This window comes from Clostridium drakei, from assembly GCF_000633595.2.
GTDB lineage: Bacteria > Bacillota > Clostridia > Clostridiales > Clostridiaceae > Clostridium_AM > Clostridium_AM drakei.
Genome location: NZ_JIBU02000038.1, coordinates 34,113 through 52,085, shown reverse-complemented (window position 1 = coordinate 52,085; position 17,973 = coordinate 34,113). Strand labels below are relative to the sequence as shown.

The 17,973-nt window shown below is 29.7% G+C and carries 11 protein-coding genes; 2 read left to right on the top strand and 9 right to left on the bottom strand.

Going from position 1 to position 17,973, the window contains the following annotated elements; genetic code table 11:
- Positions 1–33: 33 nt before the first annotated feature.
- Together EG57_RS0218085 and EG57_RS0218080 are read right to left on the bottom strand one after the other, a co-directional pair.
- A complete protein-coding gene (locus EG57_RS0218085) occupies positions 34–2,799 on the bottom strand; it encodes a methyl-accepting chemotaxis protein (RefSeq protein ID WP_032078546.1) in 2,766 nt (921 codons plus the stop codon).
- A 78-nt stretch (positions 2,800–2,877) separates the two neighbouring features.
- On the bottom strand, positions 2,878–4,923 hold the full coding sequence (locus EG57_RS0218080; RefSeq protein WP_032078564.1) for a chemotaxis protein CheA: 2,046 nt from the start codon (positions 4,921–4,923) through the stop codon (positions 2,878–2,880).
- A gap of 597 nt (positions 4,924–5,520) precedes the next feature.
- Between EG57_RS0218080 and EG57_RS0218075 the strand changes: the two genes are divergently transcribed.
- On the top strand, positions 5,521–7,935 hold the full coding sequence (locus tag EG57_RS0218075) for a glycogen/starch/alpha-glucan phosphorylase (protein ID WP_032078545.1): 2,415 nt from the start codon (positions 5,521–5,523) through the stop codon (positions 7,933–7,935).
- A 642-nt stretch (positions 7,936–8,577) separates the two neighbouring features.
- Here the strand turns inward: EG57_RS0218075 and EG57_RS0218070 are convergent.
- Both EG57_RS0218070 and EG57_RS0218065 read right to left on the bottom strand, forming a co-directional pair.
- The gene (locus EG57_RS0218070; protein WP_032078544.1) at positions 8,578–9,579 is read right to left on the bottom strand and encodes an alpha/beta hydrolase family protein; all 1,002 of its coding nucleotides are present in this window, start codon (positions 9,577–9,579) and stop codon (positions 8,578–8,580) included.
- Between the two features lie 179 nt (positions 9,580–9,758).
- The gene (locus EG57_RS0218065; protein WP_032078543.1) at positions 9,759–10,397 is read right to left on the bottom strand and encodes a GNAT family N-acetyltransferase; all 639 of its coding nucleotides are present in this window, start codon (positions 10,395–10,397) and stop codon (positions 9,759–9,761) included.
- Between the two features lie 96 nt (positions 10,398–10,493).
- On the opposite strand from EG57_RS0218065, the gene EG57_RS0218060 reads away from it, so the two are divergent.
- Entirely contained in the window at positions 10,494–11,309 is an 816-nt protein-coding gene (locus EG57_RS0218060; protein ID WP_032078542.1) for a MerR family DNA-binding transcriptional regulator, read from the top strand.
- A gap of 213 nt (positions 11,310–11,522) precedes the next feature.
- On the opposite strand, the gene EG57_RS0218055 is transcribed toward EG57_RS0218060, so the two are convergent.
- The 5 genes from EG57_RS0218055 to EG57_RS0218035 all read right to left on the bottom strand — a co-directional run bounded on the left by EG57_RS0218055 (position 11,523) and on the right by EG57_RS0218035 (position 17,829).
- On the bottom strand, positions 11,523–11,900 hold the full coding sequence (locus EG57_RS0218055) for a hypothetical protein (RefSeq protein ID WP_052038003.1): 378 nt from the start codon (positions 11,898–11,900) through the stop codon (positions 11,523–11,525).
- A gap of 1,014 nt (positions 11,901–12,914) precedes the next feature.
- Complete coding sequence (locus EG57_RS0218050) at positions 12,915–15,128, bottom strand: heavy metal translocating P-type ATPase (RefSeq protein ID WP_200880578.1); 2,214 nt, start codon at positions 15,126–15,128, stop codon at positions 12,915–12,917.
- Between the two features lie 18 nt (positions 15,129–15,146).
- Entirely contained in the window at positions 15,147–15,512 is a 366-nt protein-coding gene (locus tag EG57_RS0218045) for an ArsR/SmtB family transcription factor (protein WP_032078541.1), read from the bottom strand.
- A 201-nt stretch (positions 15,513–15,713) separates the two neighbouring features.
- Entirely contained in the window at positions 15,714–16,088 is a 375-nt protein-coding gene (locus EG57_RS0218040; RefSeq protein WP_032078540.1) for a phage holin family protein, read from the bottom strand.
- A 334-nt stretch (positions 16,089–16,422) separates the two neighbouring features.
- Positions 16,423–17,829: an amino acid permease gene (locus tag EG57_RS0218035; RefSeq protein ID WP_032078539.1), complete on the bottom strand. Its 1,407-nt coding sequence runs from the start codon at positions 17,827–17,829 to the stop codon at positions 16,423–16,425.
- Positions 17,830–17,973 lie beyond the last annotated feature (144 nt).

Genomic DNA, 17,973 nt, shown 5'->3' with positions numbered 1-17,973 from the left:
CAAACAATTTTTTTAAAAATTTATAGACATTTATTAATACTTACCAAACTCATTATCACTAAGAGCTATTCTAGGTTTTGTAGATGTTGTTGCTGCTTCCATGTATGCATAATTCATATCATTTGCATTACTCTCTTTACTTTTATACTGTTTCTTTTCAAATTCTGTATAATTTGAATTTACAGTATTAAGTATGAATTTACCTGCCATTTCCTTTAATATTTGAGACTGACTTGAAAGTTCTTCACTAGCTGCTGCACTTTCCTCTGCTGTAGCAGAATTGGTCTGTACTACTTGTGAAACTTGCTCAATTCCTTTATTTATTTGTGCTATTGCTGATGCCTGTTCACTAGATGCTGAAGCTATTTCCGAAACAAAATTTGCTGATTTTGCTACACCTTCCACAATTTCATTAAGTGCTTCAGCTGTCTCTTTGGCTATTTCGGTACCGGATTCTACTTTTTTAATAGACCCTTCTATTAATGCCGTAGTTTCTTTAGCCGCATTTGCACTTCTTGCTGCTAAATTTCTAACTTCCTCTGCTACTACTGCAAAGCCTTTACCATGTTGTCCTGCTCTTGCTGCTTCTACTGCTGCATTTAAAGCAAGTATATTAGTTTGGAAGGCTATTTCATCTATTACTTTGATAATTTTTGAAATATTTGAAGAAGATTCATTAATCTCTTCCATAGACTTAAGCATTCCAACCATATGTATATTTCCTTGTTCTGCATTTTCCTTTGCCTTAAGTGCTAATTCATTTGCTTCATTTGCATTAACCGCATTTTCTTTTGTTTGTGTTGCAACTTCTGTAATAGATACTGTTAATTCTTCTATAGAACTTGCCTGTTCTGTAGCTCCTTGGGACAATGCTTGACTTCCATCAGACACCTGCCTTGCTCCAGAAGCAACTTCTGCAGATGCATTATTAATTCGACTTAATATATTATTCAAAAAGCTAATTGTGAAATTCAAGGAATCCTGCATCTTAGCATATTCACCCTTATATGACCCATTCATATTACACGTCAAATCTCCCTGTGACATTTTCTGCATTATGCTTGAAGCTTCTTCAATTGGATTTACTATTGAATCCATACTTTTGTTTATTCCTTCAATAACTTCTCTATAACCGCCTTTAAATTTTTTTGCATCGCCTCTAATATTTAATTTTCCTTCCACAGACGCAGATGCAAGTGCTTTTGACTCAATAATTAAATTTTCTATAACAACCATCATTTCTATAGCAGCAGGAATTAATTTATCATTTTCAGATCTTTTCCCTACTTTACGGAATTGATCTAGTTTACTTGTATCACCATTAGAAATTTTAACAAAAGCATCTTGTACACTTAATAATCTTTCTAATACAGCATTTATTGAATCTGAAAATTCTTTGAAGGTTCCTTTATAATCCCTCGACATTGAAATACTAAAATCATTTAAAGATAACTTTCCTAAAACATTGTTAGCTTCATCTAATGGCTTTATTACAATATCAAGTGTATTATTAACACCTTCCACTATTTTGCGATAATCTCCACTATGTTTACTTGCATCAGTTCTCACATCTAATTTACCAATTGCTGCTGCTTCAACAAGCACATTTGCATCCTTTACTAATTCACTAATATTATCTATGCAACTATTTAAATTATTTTTAATTTCATTAAAATCTCCTAAATATTCATCTGTTATTTTAGATGGTATATCACCCTTACTTATTCTTTCAACATAATTTGATGTTACCTTTATTGGAACAACAAATGCATCTATTAAATTATTTATTTCTTCTATAAGTTCTTTCCATTCTCCAACAAACTCCGATGAATTACCTCTTGTATTTAATTTTCCTTTTTCTGCTGCTTCAATTAAATTGTTGGTTTCATTCATTAATAATTTCATGTTGTCAATCATTTTTACTATTGACTTTCCAAGCACATCTTTTTCTGATTTTATCTTTACTTGTATTTTAAAATCGCCTGAAGCTATTTTATTTATAGCATCAGTATTTTCCTTTATATTTTCAACCATATCCTTAAATGCATCTTGAAGTTTTCCTATTTCATCTTTTGAAACTGATTGTACATCAACCTCAACATCTCCCACTGAAATTTGTTTTGCAATTTCAGTAAGCTTTTTTAATGGTTTGCTTATTATATGCGACAAAAATCCTCCTATTATCAATGCTAATATTATAAACGCAACAATCAAAGCTATAATTATAACTGCTGCTTTATTAGCTGTAGAAGTATTAGTATCTGATTTTTCTTTAGCACGACCTATCTTCAAATCAAGTAGATTTTTAGTAGATTTATCTAAAGACTTTTTTAATTCAGCTCCTTCTCCATTTATTAACTTTATAGCCTCCGCATGATTTTGTGCAGCCGCAAGATTTGTAACTTTATCTCTAATAGGCCTATATTTATCCATCAAATTCTTTAGATTATTATATTCATCTTTAATTTCCTGACTGTTCATGTTTTTTGCAAATTCACTCATATTACTATCAAAATCTTTATCTAAATTTGCTATTTCACTTTTATTATTGTTAATTTCATTTATATCTGCACTTATAACTTCATTTCGTACCAGGCTGCTCATTTTTTCAATGTCTAATGAAATAGCATTCAAATTACTTAATGGTTTTGTACTTTTTTCATATAAATCTGTATCAAGTCTGTCTATATCTTTAATGTCTTTAACTGCAACATAACCCATAATAAGCATTAATACACTTATTAATATAAAGGCTATTGAAATTTTCAATCTTATATTTAGATCCTTAAAATGACTCATTTATAAGCCCCCTTATTATAAAATTGTTAAATTTAATAATATATTTATTTTATATATTTTAAATTTCACATACTAATTTTACAGCTTTTCCAAAACACCATTTACATCTATAATTAAGCTTATACTACCATCTCCTAATATAGTGCATCCTGCAATTCCCTTAACCTTTTTGATATATTTCGGCAATGCTTTAACTACTACCTGTTGTTCTCCCAACAGTCTATCCGCAAAAATACATGCTGACTTTAAATCACCATCTACCATTACCATAATTCCATCTTCTATTGAATTAACCTCAGTTTGTATATTAAAAGCTCTGTGAATTCTTAGTACAGGATAACACTGACCTCTTATCATAATAATTTCGTTTCCATCACAATCCTCTGTAACATCTTTTGCTGAAGGTTTAAAGGACTCTCTTATAGAAGTCGTTGGTATCGTATATTTTGTTTTTCCTACTGCAATTTCCATACCATCTATTATTGCAAGCGTTAAAGGAATTTTTATCACTATGGTAGTTCCCTCACCTACAGTACTATCTATTACTATACTTCCACCAATACTATCAATATTTTTTTTCACTACGTCCATACCAACACCACGTCCAGAAAACTCTGTAACCTTTTCTTTTGTGGAAAATCCAGGTAATAATATGAATGAAAAAACTTCTTTATCAGTAAGCTCATTTGGATTTTTTGTTAAGAGTCCATTTTCCTTAGCTTTACTTAAGATTTTTTCTCTATCCATGCCTTTTCCATCATCTTTAATTACAATCCATACATCTCCACCTTCACCTCTAGCCTCTAAAGTTATCTTTCCTTTTTCTGGCTTACCAGTTTCTATTCTCGTTTCTTTGTCCTCTAACCCATGATCCACCGAATTTCTTATAAGATGCATAAGAGGATCTGAAAGATGATCTATAATATTTTTATCTACCTCTGTTTCTTCTCCAATAATCTCCAATTCAACTTCTTTATTTAATTTTTTACTCATATCTCTAACTATCCTATTCATTTTGTGAAAAGTCATAGACACAGGAACCATTCGTATGGACATTACAATATCCTGAAGCTCATTTGTAAGCTTTCTTAATTGTCTTGCAGCTTTATTAAAGCTATCTAATTGCAAAGATTCTATTTCAGGATTTTTTGTAACCATAGCTTCTGAAATAACTATTTCACCCACTAAATCCATGAGCATATCTAATTTTGAAATATTTACACTTATAATACTTTGCTGCTTGGATGCTTTAGATTTATTTTCACTGTTCTTATTATTGACGTGTTCAACCTCACAAGTTTTTTGTTTTTCTTCCGTATTGTAGACATTTGTATCTTCCTCTTGAAATGAAGGAGCTGTAATTTTCTCTGGATATTCATCAATTTCATTTATCTCCATATTTCTTACAAAAGCAGTTTGATTTAGTAATGCCTCAACTTCTAATCGTGATTTGTCAGTAGCAAAATACATTAAAAATCCATCTTTTTTTATAATCTCTGCACTATCATTATCCTCCATTATATCTTCAGGAAAATAATAAATTTCTGTAGTAATATCCTTAATATTATGCCAAACAGTATATGCCCTTATATTTTCCATTTCGCAATCTTCTTCAAATAGGATACATACAGAATATTTTGTTACTTTAACATCTGAAGGTTCCTCTTTAAAAGAACCTACATAATATTGTGTCTTATCTTCTTCATTCTTTTCCAAACTTATTTCATTGCTTCCATCTTCATTGCCCTTCATAATACTTAAATGAGCCTTTATACCCTCTACAAGTGTATCAGAATTTCCATCAGCTTCATTAAAATTTTCCAGCTTGTCTATTTCAGCCTTTATAAAATCAATACCTGAAAGAACTAATTCAGATAACTTTTCAAAGTCAATGGATGTAACTTTATTTTCTCTTATAAAGAAAAATAAATCCTCTAGAGAGTGAGCAAGAACAGAGATGTTGTTAAACATCATCATTGCTGAAGATCCTTTTATTGTATGCATTATTCTGAAAATTTCGTTTATATCTTCCTCTTGAAGCTTTTTATCTTTCTCACACTGAATTATTATTTCTTCTAATTGCTCTATAAGCTGATTTGTTTCAAAAAGGAACATATCCAACATTGGTTCTCTATCCACCCTAAATCACTCCTCATAATATTTTTGCTTTAATTATTTCTAAATATACTGTTTGAATTTTAATATAATAAACAATTTACTTCCAACTAATTATTACAATTTTCAAATATTTTAAAAACCACTACAAATTTTACTAACAAACTTATTTTTTCTGACAAGTTTGATATTTTTCTTTATTTTACAATATTTTTCAACAAGTATTCTTTTGTTTTGCATATATATTCTACAATGAACCTATAAATTCCTTTTTTTTGATATTCATTAATTTTATTTTCTTTTTTTAATCAAACTAAATTCAAAGTTAAACTTTTTTTCATAATATATTAGCAATAATTGCATATATATAATATTTTAAATAAATCTGATCAATTTAGAAAATTAACTATTCTTCCTGATTTAAATTGTACATTTTTACTTATATGTTATAATATAGTAATAGCGCAACTTCAATACTATATATTTCTTTATCCGATCGCTACCATTGCTAATACACTCATCTTCTTCAATTGGGGAATAAGCACTGCTACGCGCCTGGATAAGTTCTTCTAAAAGAATGTATTTCATGAAAGGATGATCCATAATATGTACATTGACAAAAAAAATATTAAAATGGATTTTATAAACGAACTCACTACTATGTATTCTGAAGGTATTGATGAAGCATCTAATTTGCATAAATACTTTGCCCTTGCGAAACTAGTAAAAAAGTATTCATCACAAAATTGGATGAGAACTAATAGAAAATATAAAAATACTAAAAAAAAACAAGTATACTATTTTTCTATGGAATTTCTAATAGGCAGGCTTTTGGGAAATAATTTATTGAATTTAGGAATAAAAGATACTTGTAAAGAAGCCTTAAATGAATTGGGTATTAGTTTAAATGAACTTGAAGAAATTGAAAATGATGCTGGTCTCGGTAATGGTGGATTAGGAAGACTCGCTGCTTGTTTTCTTGATTCAATGGCTTCTCTAAATATTCCTGGCCATGGATGCGGTATAAGATATTATTATGGACTTTTTCAGCAAAAAATAATAAATGGATATCAAGTTGAGATTCCTGATCATTGGCTAAGAGATGGAAATATGTGGGAAACAAGAAAAGAAGATAAAGCTGTTAGAATTAGATTTGGTGGTAATGTACATTCTATAATGGAAAACAATTCTTTAAAATTTATACATGAAAATTATGAAGAAATTCTAGCTGTACCTTATGATACTCCTGTAATAGGCTATAACACAGATACTGTTAACACTCTAAGACTTTGGAATGCTGAAACTTTAGATGATGACTTTGACTTTGCATCCTTTAATAAAGGACAATATTCAAAAGCTTCAGAATATAAAAACTCTATTGAATCCATATCTCAAGTACTATATCCTGATGATTCAAAAGAAGAAGGTAAATTATTAAGACTTAAACAACAATATTTCTTAGTAAGTGCAGGTCTCCAAAGCATAGTTAGATATTATAAAAAAATTAATGTTCCTATTAACGAATTAGATAAATATATCGCTGTTCAAATAAATGACACCCATCCATCTATGGCTGTCGCAGAACTTATGAGAATACTAATCGATGAAGAAAATATGACATGGGATGAATCCTTTAAAATCACTACAAATATTATGTCTTACACAAATCACACTATACTTTCAGAAGCTCTTGAAAAATGGCCTATAAACATGTTCAAAAAACTTCTACCAAGAATTTATATGATAATAGAAGAAATAAACAGACGTTTTTGTGAAGAAATACAAAATAAATACCCAAATGATACTAAAAAGCTTAATGACATGTCCATAATATTTAATGGTGAAATAAAAATGGCACACTTAGCTATAGTAGGAAGTCACTCCGTTAATGGTGTTGCCAAGCTTCATACAGAACTTTTGAAAAATAAAGAGTTAAAAAACTTCAACGAATTCTATAGTGGAAAATTTAATAACAAAACTAATGGTATAACTCATAGAAGATGGCTTGTTAAAGCAAATCCTCGCCTTACGGAAATTTTATGTAAAACCATAGGAAATCAATGGATTAAAAATCCTTTGGAATTAGAAAAATTCACTAGATATTCTAAAGATTTAAATATTCAAAATAAAATTAGAGAAGTAAAAGAAAAAAACAAAATAGATTTTTGTAACTATGCAAAAAAGATATATAGCATAGATATAAATCCTTATTCTATATTTGATGTGCAGGTAAAAAGGCTGCATGCATATAAAAGACAACTGTTAAACGCCTTTAATATATTAAATCTATATTATAAACTTAAGGAGAATCCATCCTTAGATATTATACCAAGAACATTTTTCTTTGGAGGAAAAGCTGCACCTGGTTATTATCTTGCAAAGCAAATCATAAAATTTATTAATACAGTGGCAGTGAAAATTAATAATGATAAAGATGCTATTCATGGAAAATTAAATGTTATATTTTTGCCAAATTATTCTGTATCCTTAGCTGAAAAAATAATTTCTTGTGCTGATGTAAGTGAACAGATATCAACAGCTACTAAAGAAGCTTCTGGCACTGGAAATATGAAATTTATGATGAATGGAGCAATAACTATTGCCACTTTAGATGGAGCTAATATTGAAATTAAAGAAGCGGTAGGAGATGAAAATATAATCATATTTGGTATGAATAAAGAAGAAGTACTTTCCCTAGAAGAAAATAAAAATTACAAATCAAATAACTATTACTATTCAGATTCTAGACTTATGAAAATTATAAATTCTCTTGTAGATAACTCTTTAAATGTATCATCATCTGAATTTAAAGATATATATTCATCACTTTTAGAAAAAAATGATGAATACTTTGTTCTAAAGGATTTTGATTCTTATACAAAGGCTCAAGATAAAATAGATAGGCTTTATAGAAATAAAAATAAATGGCAGGAAATGTGTATAATGAACATTGGAAAATCAGGTATTTTCTCTTCTGACAATACCATAAAAAAATATGCACAGGAAATATGGCACGTTTAAAAATCACATTATGATGTAAGTGTATGTAATCGAAGTAACTTTAAACTGTATTCCGGCTGATATATGATGTGAATGAAAACTCACTTCACATCATATATCAGTCTGCATACAGTTGAAAGTTACTTCTTAGTGCATTGCGGTTACATAATAATACATTATTATATGACTCTAAATAAAAAAGTGTAGCTTTACTTAATACTTATTACCTAATTCATATATATTTAAACTATATTTAATAATACTATATGGCGTGGCCTGGATGGTTGATTGTTAACTTGATTTTAAATATTTGTAAGTTTTAGTGTTATATCTTCAACAGCATAAATAATAAGTCTTTTTAGAGGTATTTTTATAAAACGGGGAATAGCTGCTTTTTAAACCAAATATATTAGCAAAACATTAGACTCCAGCTTAATTTTTAAGTGTCATAAGTTATGATTATAAATATAATTTGGGTATAAACTCCAATATGATATATTAATTATTTACATTGTTTAACTTTAAATTGGAATTTACCTATAGGATAGACTGAAATTTGCTAATTCTTTGATGTATGCTCCCTATTTTTTCTTTTTTAATGATACTAATAATACTTTTTTTCTTATAAAAATTAACTAGTATAATGCTTTATTATAATGATTCTTATTTCTTTAAAAATTCTTCAATTTCTTTATAGTATTGCTTATCAGCAAGCTCTCTTGGTGCAAAAAGTCCAACAAAGAAAGTTCTTATCTTAGAATCTACTAAAGAAGCCTTAAGCATAAAATGGTCAGTTGTTGGTATTACAGTAACATTTAAAAGTTTTGATGGAACTTCCTTTTCATAAACTTCTTTTGTATTTTCACTATCTACATTTATATCCTTTCCACCTAAAAATAACTTTACAGGACTATAAAAATGTATAATATCCTCTGTTGCATCTGCTTTATAATTTTTCTTAATAAAAATCCAGCGATCTTCTGATACTGCTTCCTTTTTTCCTACTGCCTTTACATATTCTTCATAGCTAGCATCTTTTTTAAGAAGTTCTAACTCTTTGCCAAATTCCTTTTCTTTAATTCTTATTGCATCTTTAGCTGCTCCTTTTTTCTCAAGATCTTTTAATGTATTATATTTACTTTGATCTATCCAATTTACTGCAGGTGCTACTAATATATTAAAGGCAATATTTTTATTAAGCTGAACTATTTTAGGAATGACCCATCCTGCTTGACTTGCTCCCCATAAACCAATTCTGTTATTATCAATTTCAGGTAAAGTTTTCGCCCACTCAATAACTTGATTTGCTTCATTTGCTCTATCATCCATTGATTGTAATAACCAATTACCATCTGAACCACCTATACCTGGTTTACTCCATGACAATGATGCATAACCCTGTTTAGCTAATTCTTCCCACAATGGTTTATACTGCTCATTATATGAAGCATCAGCCGGACCATCACCATGAATAAAAACAACTAAACCAAGCTTGCTTTTGGGATTCTTGGGTAATATCAGGCTCCCCTCTAAGACTCCCTTAGAAGTCTGTATCTTGACAGAAGTAACTGTCATATGAAAGGTATTCTGATATAATATGATAGCAATGCATAAAATGCTTAAAATACCGATGATGGTAATTATTCCGATTAATTTCTTCCTCATTTCTATCCTCCTATATCCTTTGATGGATTCATTTTTTATAAATACAGTATATTATTTTCTGTAGACATTCATATTCATCCTTTGTTTATTTTTTGTAGCAGAAACAAAATACACTAGAATATTATTAATGTCTATTTTTATTCCATAATTTGTTATAAGATTTGCTCATTTAAAGAATATTATTTAACTTTTAATATTTTTCCCTGCGGATTTCTGATTAGGTTCTTTCGCATAAATACCCATTGATTTATTCCTATAAAATATTCCTTAAAACGACTACTAATGTGCTTAATATCTTTAAAGCCATTTCTATCATACAGGTGTTTTGCTGAATTATTTTCTGCAACTACTAATGACAAACTAGTAAAGCCTCTGCCCCTTAAAACTTCTTCTGCATAAGATATAAGAAGTTCTCCAACACCGTTTCCTCTCATAGATTTATCCACAGCAATGTGCTCGACATAGCAATCCTTGGAGGTAACCATTTCTAAAACAGATAACTTAAAAATCAAGAACAGCATATTAAAAAGTCCGTAACGCTGGCAGAGGTGGAAAAAAAGATTTTTCTTCTGGCTCTTTAGTGGTTTACCAACTCGTATTAATATAACTCCTACTACCTTTCCATCCTTTTTTGCAACAAAGTGTAAGTAACTTGAGTTTTCTGCTTTTATATCCCATATAGAATACAGGATATTCTCAATGTTGCTCATTGTCAGGTTTTGCCTGTGGCAAAATTTACTCTCGAATGAACTGACTAATAAAGATATCACTTTCTTAAAATCACTATCTTGATATTTTTCAATGCTAATCTGTGTCATAATAGTATCTCCTTTACAAATCTTATTTATCGGTGTTATACTTATCATAAACCCTTGAGCTACTCAAGAGTCAAGTGCTTATTTTAGGAGGTAATTATGCAAAATTTATTGAGGATTGGTCAGGTAAGTAATTTATATGGTATATCTCTTGATACCTTACGATATTATGACCACAAGGATTTATTGAAGCCGATTGTCGATGAACAGAACGGATACCGTTATTATTCCTTAGAGCACCTTGACATATTAGAGATGATTCTTATAGGGAAATACCTTGAGATACCTTTAGAACAGATGAAGGAAAAGATAGATTCTGAAAGCATAGATGGGTATCTGGCTATGATGGAGGAACAGAACCGATTTATTGAAGAGAAGCGTACTGTATTAAGTAAACTCAACCAATATACCAGTGAAATGACAGATATGCTTAAAAATATACAAAACTTCTCTAATGATAACACCTTTTCTAAGGTAGCTACAGAGAAAGATATAGATATTAACATTTATCAGGTAAATCTTAAGAACTTTCTTAATAACATAGAGAACACTCAAATAAATGGAATAGAAGCTTTTGAACAATGGATTTCTTATCATGTAGATGATGAGAACTCAATTATAGAAAATAGCGGTATGCTAGGACTGTCTATTCATAATCATACCATTTATGTGAATGAGTTATACAAATATCTTGATTATGCGGTAGAGGAAGAAAAAGTATCAAAACATCATATATCGGGCAGTTACAGACACATTAGTTTTTGGGGAACTGAAAATGAATTACAGGAATATCTGCATCTGCTTTGTCGTCATTTTAAATTAAAAAATACAATTCTTCACATTAAATTTTGCTTTGCATTACTTCATAAAGATATGAAGCATGAATATTTTGCAGAAATTTATTTTACTAAATAACACCAACAGTTGTCAATGATGCTTAACTTCTTTTGTTTAAGTTCCGGTTGATAATTTGAAAAACATGCTTGATGCTTTTACTGAAAGCGAATTTTTGATTATGTAAGTGGCGCATTTACTGAAGCTTCTAAGGATTAAATTATAAAAGGAAATAATAAATATTTATTATATTTTTCGATATCCATATTCCCCATCATCTTCATACAAACCATCTTACCCATAAACAAACATATAGTTCCAATTTGTTTCGCCAAAAAGTTGACTACAAACACTCTCTTTCTTTGTATTAGTAAACTTCATCTCAACCCATGCATCTACACACTTATTTAATTGGTCAAGAGTTCTCTGCTTTGCACTATTTGAATTCTTCACATTCAATTCAATCATGAGTTGTTTTGTAAGTCTCGATATGTAAGTAACAGGCCGAATCCCTACTTGAACTTCGCAATGAACACAATTCCAACAATTGTGCCTCACATTCTTAATAGCAAATATATCAATTTCATCCACTGTTTCTTTGATTCCACGAATAGTAAAATAGCCACGTCGATTAAACCATTCTTCTACCAATGTTTCTGCTAATAATGACACATTGCTCACCTCTTTATTATAACTTTTATGCCAACTCTGATACAATTGCTTTATCAATATATTTACTAATGAATAGTTTAAAATTTGCCGAACAACATTTCCTAACTTCCAATTATATACATAATTACTATAATTAAAATACATTATATACGTTATAATGTTTCTAATCGAATTATACCATATTAATCCATATTATTACCTACACTTACAAAATAAAATTAATTTTACTTTAATTTAAAATTATACCTATATATATTTAAACCTATTGATTATACTTAATGCATCCTAGAAATCACAACACCAACAAAGGTGGACTTGCCTTGTAAGGTGGTTTTAAGTATGTCCACCATTTATACTACTTAACTCTAGTCGAGTAGACTTACCCCTCACAATGTTAAGCTCCTCACAGAATCCTTACGTGCGGCTTTCCCGCACACGGCTACTCATAATAACATTCACTATTTTAAAAAAACTTTCATCCTTTTACATAAACTAAAAAAGAGATTATAAGCAAAAATAATACTGATGAGAATTACCCCATCAGTATTATTTATCTATGTTTTAATACACTCAATTGTAATTTATATCTTATTCATTTTTAAATAAATTACTATTTTGCAGGCTCCGCGATAATGTATTATGTGTACACTCAATGCACTAATAAGCAACTTTCATAATACTTATTACCTAATTCATATATATTTAAACTATTTTAATAATGCAATTAGATGTGTACACTTGAAGCTACTAGTTCGAATTTTAACTTTTATGCAGTGATATATGTTAAGTGTTTCATCACATTAGCTAAATTGTTTCTTATTATTCTTAGCGAACAGTTTGTGAAAGCCTTAGAACTTTAGTCCTGTTTGAGGGAACCGAGTTTGACAAAGTTCTTAGGTTTTCACAAACTTTGAGCTTTAGAATAATTAGAAACATTTAGCCGTGATGAAACACTTAACATATATCACGGAGTAAAAGTTAAAATTCAAACTTCCACTGCATTGTTCTCTTTCATTATTTTTTCACTTTCAATACTCTCATAGAATTTAGAATTGCAATTACTGCTACGCCTACATCTCCAAATACAGCTTCCCACATATTTGCGATTCCTAAAGCTCCTAATACTAGGATTATTGCTTTAACCCCTAATGCAAAAACTATATTTTGCATTACAATGGTCTTTGTTCTTTTTGCTATCTTTATAGCACTTACGATTTTAGAAGGTTCATCAGTCATAATTACTACATCTGCTGCTTCTATTGCTGCATCCGATCCTAAACCTCCCATTGCTATACCTATATCTGCTCTTGCAAGTACTGGTGCATCGTTAATTCCATCTCCAACGAAAACAAGCTTTCCCTTTGATGATTTTTGTTTTTCTAAATTTTCAAGTTTTTCAACCTTATCCTGTGGAAGAAGTTCAGAATAAACTTCATCTACTCCTAATTCTTGTCCAACTTTTGAACCTACAACTTTATTATCACCTGTTAGCATGATAGTCTTTTTAATTCCTATTGACTTTAATCCCTGTATCGCCATTTTTGAATCTTCTTTTATTTCATCGGATATAACAATATATCCTGCATATTTTTTATCAATAGCTATACATACTACTGTTCCAAAAGTGTCTATGGCATCATAATGTATTTTTTCTCTTTCCATTAATTTAGCATTTCCACACAACACTTCTTTTCCTCTTATTTCTGCTTTAATGCCATATCCTGATATTTCCTCATAGTTCTTCATATCATTTTTACTTATTTCTTTTCCATAGGCTTTTAATATTGAAGTAGCTATTGGATGATTAGAATAACTTTCTGCAAAAGCAGCATACTCTAATACTTCTTCCTTGGATATTTCATTAAAAGATCTAATTTCAGTAACCTTAAATGTTCCCTTTGTAAGAGTTCCTGTCTTATCAAAAACAACCATTTCTACATTGTTTAAAGCTTCTAGGTAATTACCACCCTTTATAAGAATTCCATTCTTAGATGCTCCACCTATACCTCCAAAGAAACCAAGTGGTATTGATATTACCAATGCACAAGGACAAGAAACTACTAAAAATACTAAAGCTCTATATATCCATTCAGAAAAACTTGCGTCACTAATTACCAAAGGTGGAATGAGAGCTAATAAAACAGCTGATATAACCACAACTGGAGTATAATATCTAGCAAACTTAGTTATGAATTTTTCTGTTGGTGCTTTTTTACTACTTGCATTTTCTACTAAATTTAATATTTTAGCTACTGTAGATTCTGAAAATTCTTTTGTAACTTTAATAGTTAAAAGACCATTTTTATTAATAAATCCACCTAATATTGTATCACCTGCTATGGCTTCTCTTGGAACAGATTCACCTGTTAATGCAGAAGTATCTAGCATTGATTTTCCTTCTACTATAGTTCCATCTAACGGTACTTTTTCACCTGGTGCTACAACAATTAGATCTCCTATATTTACTTCTTCTGGCTTAACTTTCTTTACTTCATCATTCAGTTTCAAATTAGCAAAATCGGGACGAATGTTCATAAGTGATGAAATAGATTTTCTAGAATTATTTACAGCCGCATCTTGAAACAATTCTCCTACTTGATAAAATAACATAACTGCTACAGCTTCTGGAAACTGTTGAATTGAAAAAGCTCCAATAGTTGCAATACTCATCAAAAAATTCTCATCAAATATTTGTCCCTTTGTTATATTTCTTAAAGCCTTTAATACTACTTCTCCACCTATTAAAATATAACTTATAATATATAGTACAGCTTCTGTCCAAAAATTAAATTCAAAAACAGTTGCAATTACAAATATTGCTGTACCAATGGATAATTGGATTAATTCCTTCTTGTTTAGTCCTTCCCCATGATTATGATCATGTTCCTCATTATCATGCACTTTCTCTTTAGACAATTCTTTATTTAACATCTTCTCTTTCATAATAACTTGTGATTCAATATTTTTTACAATTTTTTCAGCCGCTGCAATAAGCTCATCAGTTCTACTTACCTCTTCAATTTCTAATGCCAAAGACTTTCTCATAAAATCTACAGAAACATTTGTAACACCTTTTATTCTACTTATATTTCTTTCCATCTTGGCTGCACAATTTGCACAACCCAACCCCTCTAATATAAACTCTTTTCTTAATTTACCTTTTATATTTTTTTGGGGAATTTTAATAGTCCTATTTGGTATCTTCCCTTTTTTTATTACAGTTGCCATTTTAACACCACCTTCAATTTATCTTTCATTAATATGAAGTAATCCTTGGTCAAAAATATGTTTTACATGTTCATCATCAAGAGAATAATATACAACTTTACCTTCTTTTCTAAACTTTACTAATCTTGCTTGTTTAAGTACCCTTAATTGATGTGATATTGCAGATTGAGTCATTGAAAATAAAGCTGCTATATCACATACACACATTTCTGCTTGAAATAGTGCACATATTATCTTTATTCTTGTGGTATCACCATAAACCTTAAAAAATTCTGCTAAATCATATAGCTTTTCCTCTTCAGGTATGCTTTTCTTAACTTCATTTATTACATTCTCATGTATTACGTTACAATTACAAACTTCAATATTATTTTTATTTTCCATATGCTCCTCCTAATATATTAAGTTGTTCACTTGTTCATATGTTTATCTGTTCATATATTCATATTACTTCTTTTACAATACTTTGTCAATATTTTTTTATTTTATAAATTAAGCAGCCATATAAATCCTCGGATTTTGATATGGCTGCCTATTCTTTAAACTGCTATTGCATTTAAAACTATATATTAATAAAAAGCTAAATTACATAGCTCTACCTGGAAATACAGCATCTAATATTCCAATAACTATGGCTGCTAATATTGAACCCATTATAGATACTCTCATATTAGGAACTAAAAATTGTGTTAAATATATTATTATAGCAGCAATAATAAATCCTTTAAGTCCTTTTCCAAAAGGTGATGCATCAACGCCCATAAAAGATTCTACTAAATAATCTATTACAATTATCACAACTGCGGCTAATAAGAATGACCATAAACCAACAATTGTAAAACCTGGTGTCAAAAATGACGTTATTGCCAAAATAACTGCAACTGCTATGAGTCTTCCTATCCAATGCATAAGATTGCTGCCACCTGAATGTTCTTCTATTTCTCGTTTTTCATGTGCCATTAATAATTACCTCCTTTAGAAAAGTAAATTTAACTTCATGACTATATGCTTAAGCAAGCTTTACTTTTATTAGCATATACATGTAGTTTTCTCATATTACTTAAAAATATAAGTGGCAGATATTCCTTAATAATTTTACACAAATTGAACTAGCTAATAAACTTTCATAGATGGTAAACTTGAAAAATATTAAAGAAGACAGATTTTTATTTTTAATTTTTTCATAAATTCTTCTATTTACAGCTATGAATATATAAAAGCTAAAACTATAAAAATAGTTTTAGCTAACAATTCAAACTCATACTAATTTAGAAAGCTCAATATAATATTATTTTCAAAATTTTTCCACCTGTTTATCAATATTTTGTCTATTATTTAATGTGCTATGTTTTCTGCTATATATGAAATAAATTGAAACACCAATTAATGTCCATATTGCAAACCTAATCCAAGTAACTACAGGTAGACTTGCCATTAAGTAAATACAAAAAATTACTGTTAATACAGGTGTAAAAGGTACTCCTGGACACTTAAACTTTCTTTCAATATCAGGCATAGTTTTTCTTAAAACAATAACACCTATTGATACAACCACAAAAGCAGATAAAGTACCTATATTACACAGATCCATAAGTATAGTTAATGGTAAAAGGCCTCCTATAATAGCTGTTACGACTCCTGTCATTATGGTACATTTTCCAGGTGTACCGTATTTTCCTGATATTTTAGCAAAAGACTTTGGTATTAATCCATCTCTTGACATGGCCATAAATATTCTTACTTGACCATATGTAGTTACAATAAGAGCAGATATCATTCCTATAATAGCTCCTACAGCAACTAATGCTGAACCCCAGTTAATTCCTATTCGTCTTAATGCAGCTGGAAGAGCATTATTTACATCTATCTCTTTATATGGAACCATTCCTGTAAGTGTAAAAGAAACAGCTATATACAAGATAATAATTACAATCATACAAATAGTTAATCCAAGAGGAATATCTCTTTTAGGATTAACAGTCTCCTCTGCAGCAGTAGACACCGCATCAAATCCAATATACGCAAAGAATATAATTGCTGCACCTGACATTATTCCCTTAAATCCATAAGGTGAAAATGGATGATAGTTTGCCGGATTTATATGGGTTACCCCAAGAGCTATAAATATAATTATTACACTTACTTTTATTATAACTATAACATTATTTACTTTGGCACTTTCTGATACTCCAATATAAAGTAAAGAAGTTACAATAGCCATGATTATAACCGCTGGCAAATCTATTATGCCACCAGCCAGTGGAGAATTTATAAACATTTTAGGTAGATGTATATTATAAGCTTCAAAGATTCCTACTAAAGTTGATGACCATCCTGATGCAATAGTTGCTGAAACAACAAGATATTCTAAAATCAAATTCCATCCTATAATCCATGCTACAATTTCACCAAAAGCCACATAAGCATAAGAGTAAGTACTACCTGAAACAGGAAACATAGTAGCAAGTTCTGCATAAGTAAGAGCACACAATGCACTTGTTATGGCAGCTATTACATATGACATTATTATTGCTGGACCTGCTAATTGAGATCCTTGACCTGTTGCCACAAATATACCTGTTCCTATTACTGATCCAACGCCAAGAGCTGCTATATCGAAAGCTGTTAATTTTCTTTTTAAACCACTCCCCTCTGCTATCGCTTTAAAGTCTTCTACACTCCTCTTCCTAAATAAATTCATTAGATAATCCCCCTCAGTTTTTTTATTTTTATTTTATTAAACTTTTCATTATCAATGATTACATATACAAGTTATTTTGTATATTTATATCATTTTAGTTTTAAGTGTATAATTTTCCAAAACTTACTTTGATAAAATTTTAGG

Excerpts from the sequence above, each read along its gene's own strand:
- EG57_RS0218085 (WP_032078546.1), bottom strand. The coding sequence starts at position 2,799 with ATGAGTCATTTTAAGGATCTAAATATAAGATTGAAAATTTCAATAGCC.
- EG57_RS0218080 (WP_032078564.1), bottom strand. The coding sequence starts at position 4,923 with ATGTTGGATATGTTCCTTTTTGAAACAAATCAGCTTATAGAGCAATTA.
- EG57_RS0218075 (WP_032078545.1), top strand. The coding sequence starts at position 5,521 with ATGTACATTGACAAAAAAAATATTAAAATGGATTTTATAAACGAACTC.
- EG57_RS0218070 (WP_032078544.1), bottom strand. The coding sequence starts at position 9,579 with ATGAGGAAGAAATTAATCGGAATAATTACCATCATCGGTATTTTAAGC.
- EG57_RS0218065 (WP_032078543.1), bottom strand. The coding sequence starts at position 10,397 with ATGACACAGATTAGCATTGAAAAATATCAAGATAGTGATTTTAAGAAA.
- EG57_RS0218060 (WP_032078542.1), top strand. The coding sequence starts at position 10,494 with ATGCAAAATTTATTGAGGATTGGTCAGGTAAGTAATTTATATGGTATA.
- EG57_RS0218050 (WP_200880578.1), bottom strand. The coding sequence starts at position 15,128 with ATGGCAACTGTAATAAAAAAAGGGAAGATACCAAATAGGACTATTAAA.
- EG57_RS0218045 (WP_032078541.1), bottom strand. The coding sequence starts at position 15,512 with ATGGAAAATAAAAATAATATTGAAGTTTGTAATTGTAACGTAATACAT.
- EG57_RS0218040 (WP_032078540.1), bottom strand. The coding sequence starts at position 16,088 with ATGGCACATGAAAAACGAGAAATAGAAGAACATTCAGGTGGCAGCAAT.
- EG57_RS0218035 (WP_032078539.1), bottom strand. The coding sequence starts at position 17,829 with ATGAATTTATTTAGGAAGAGGAGTGTAGAAGACTTTAAAGCGATAGCA.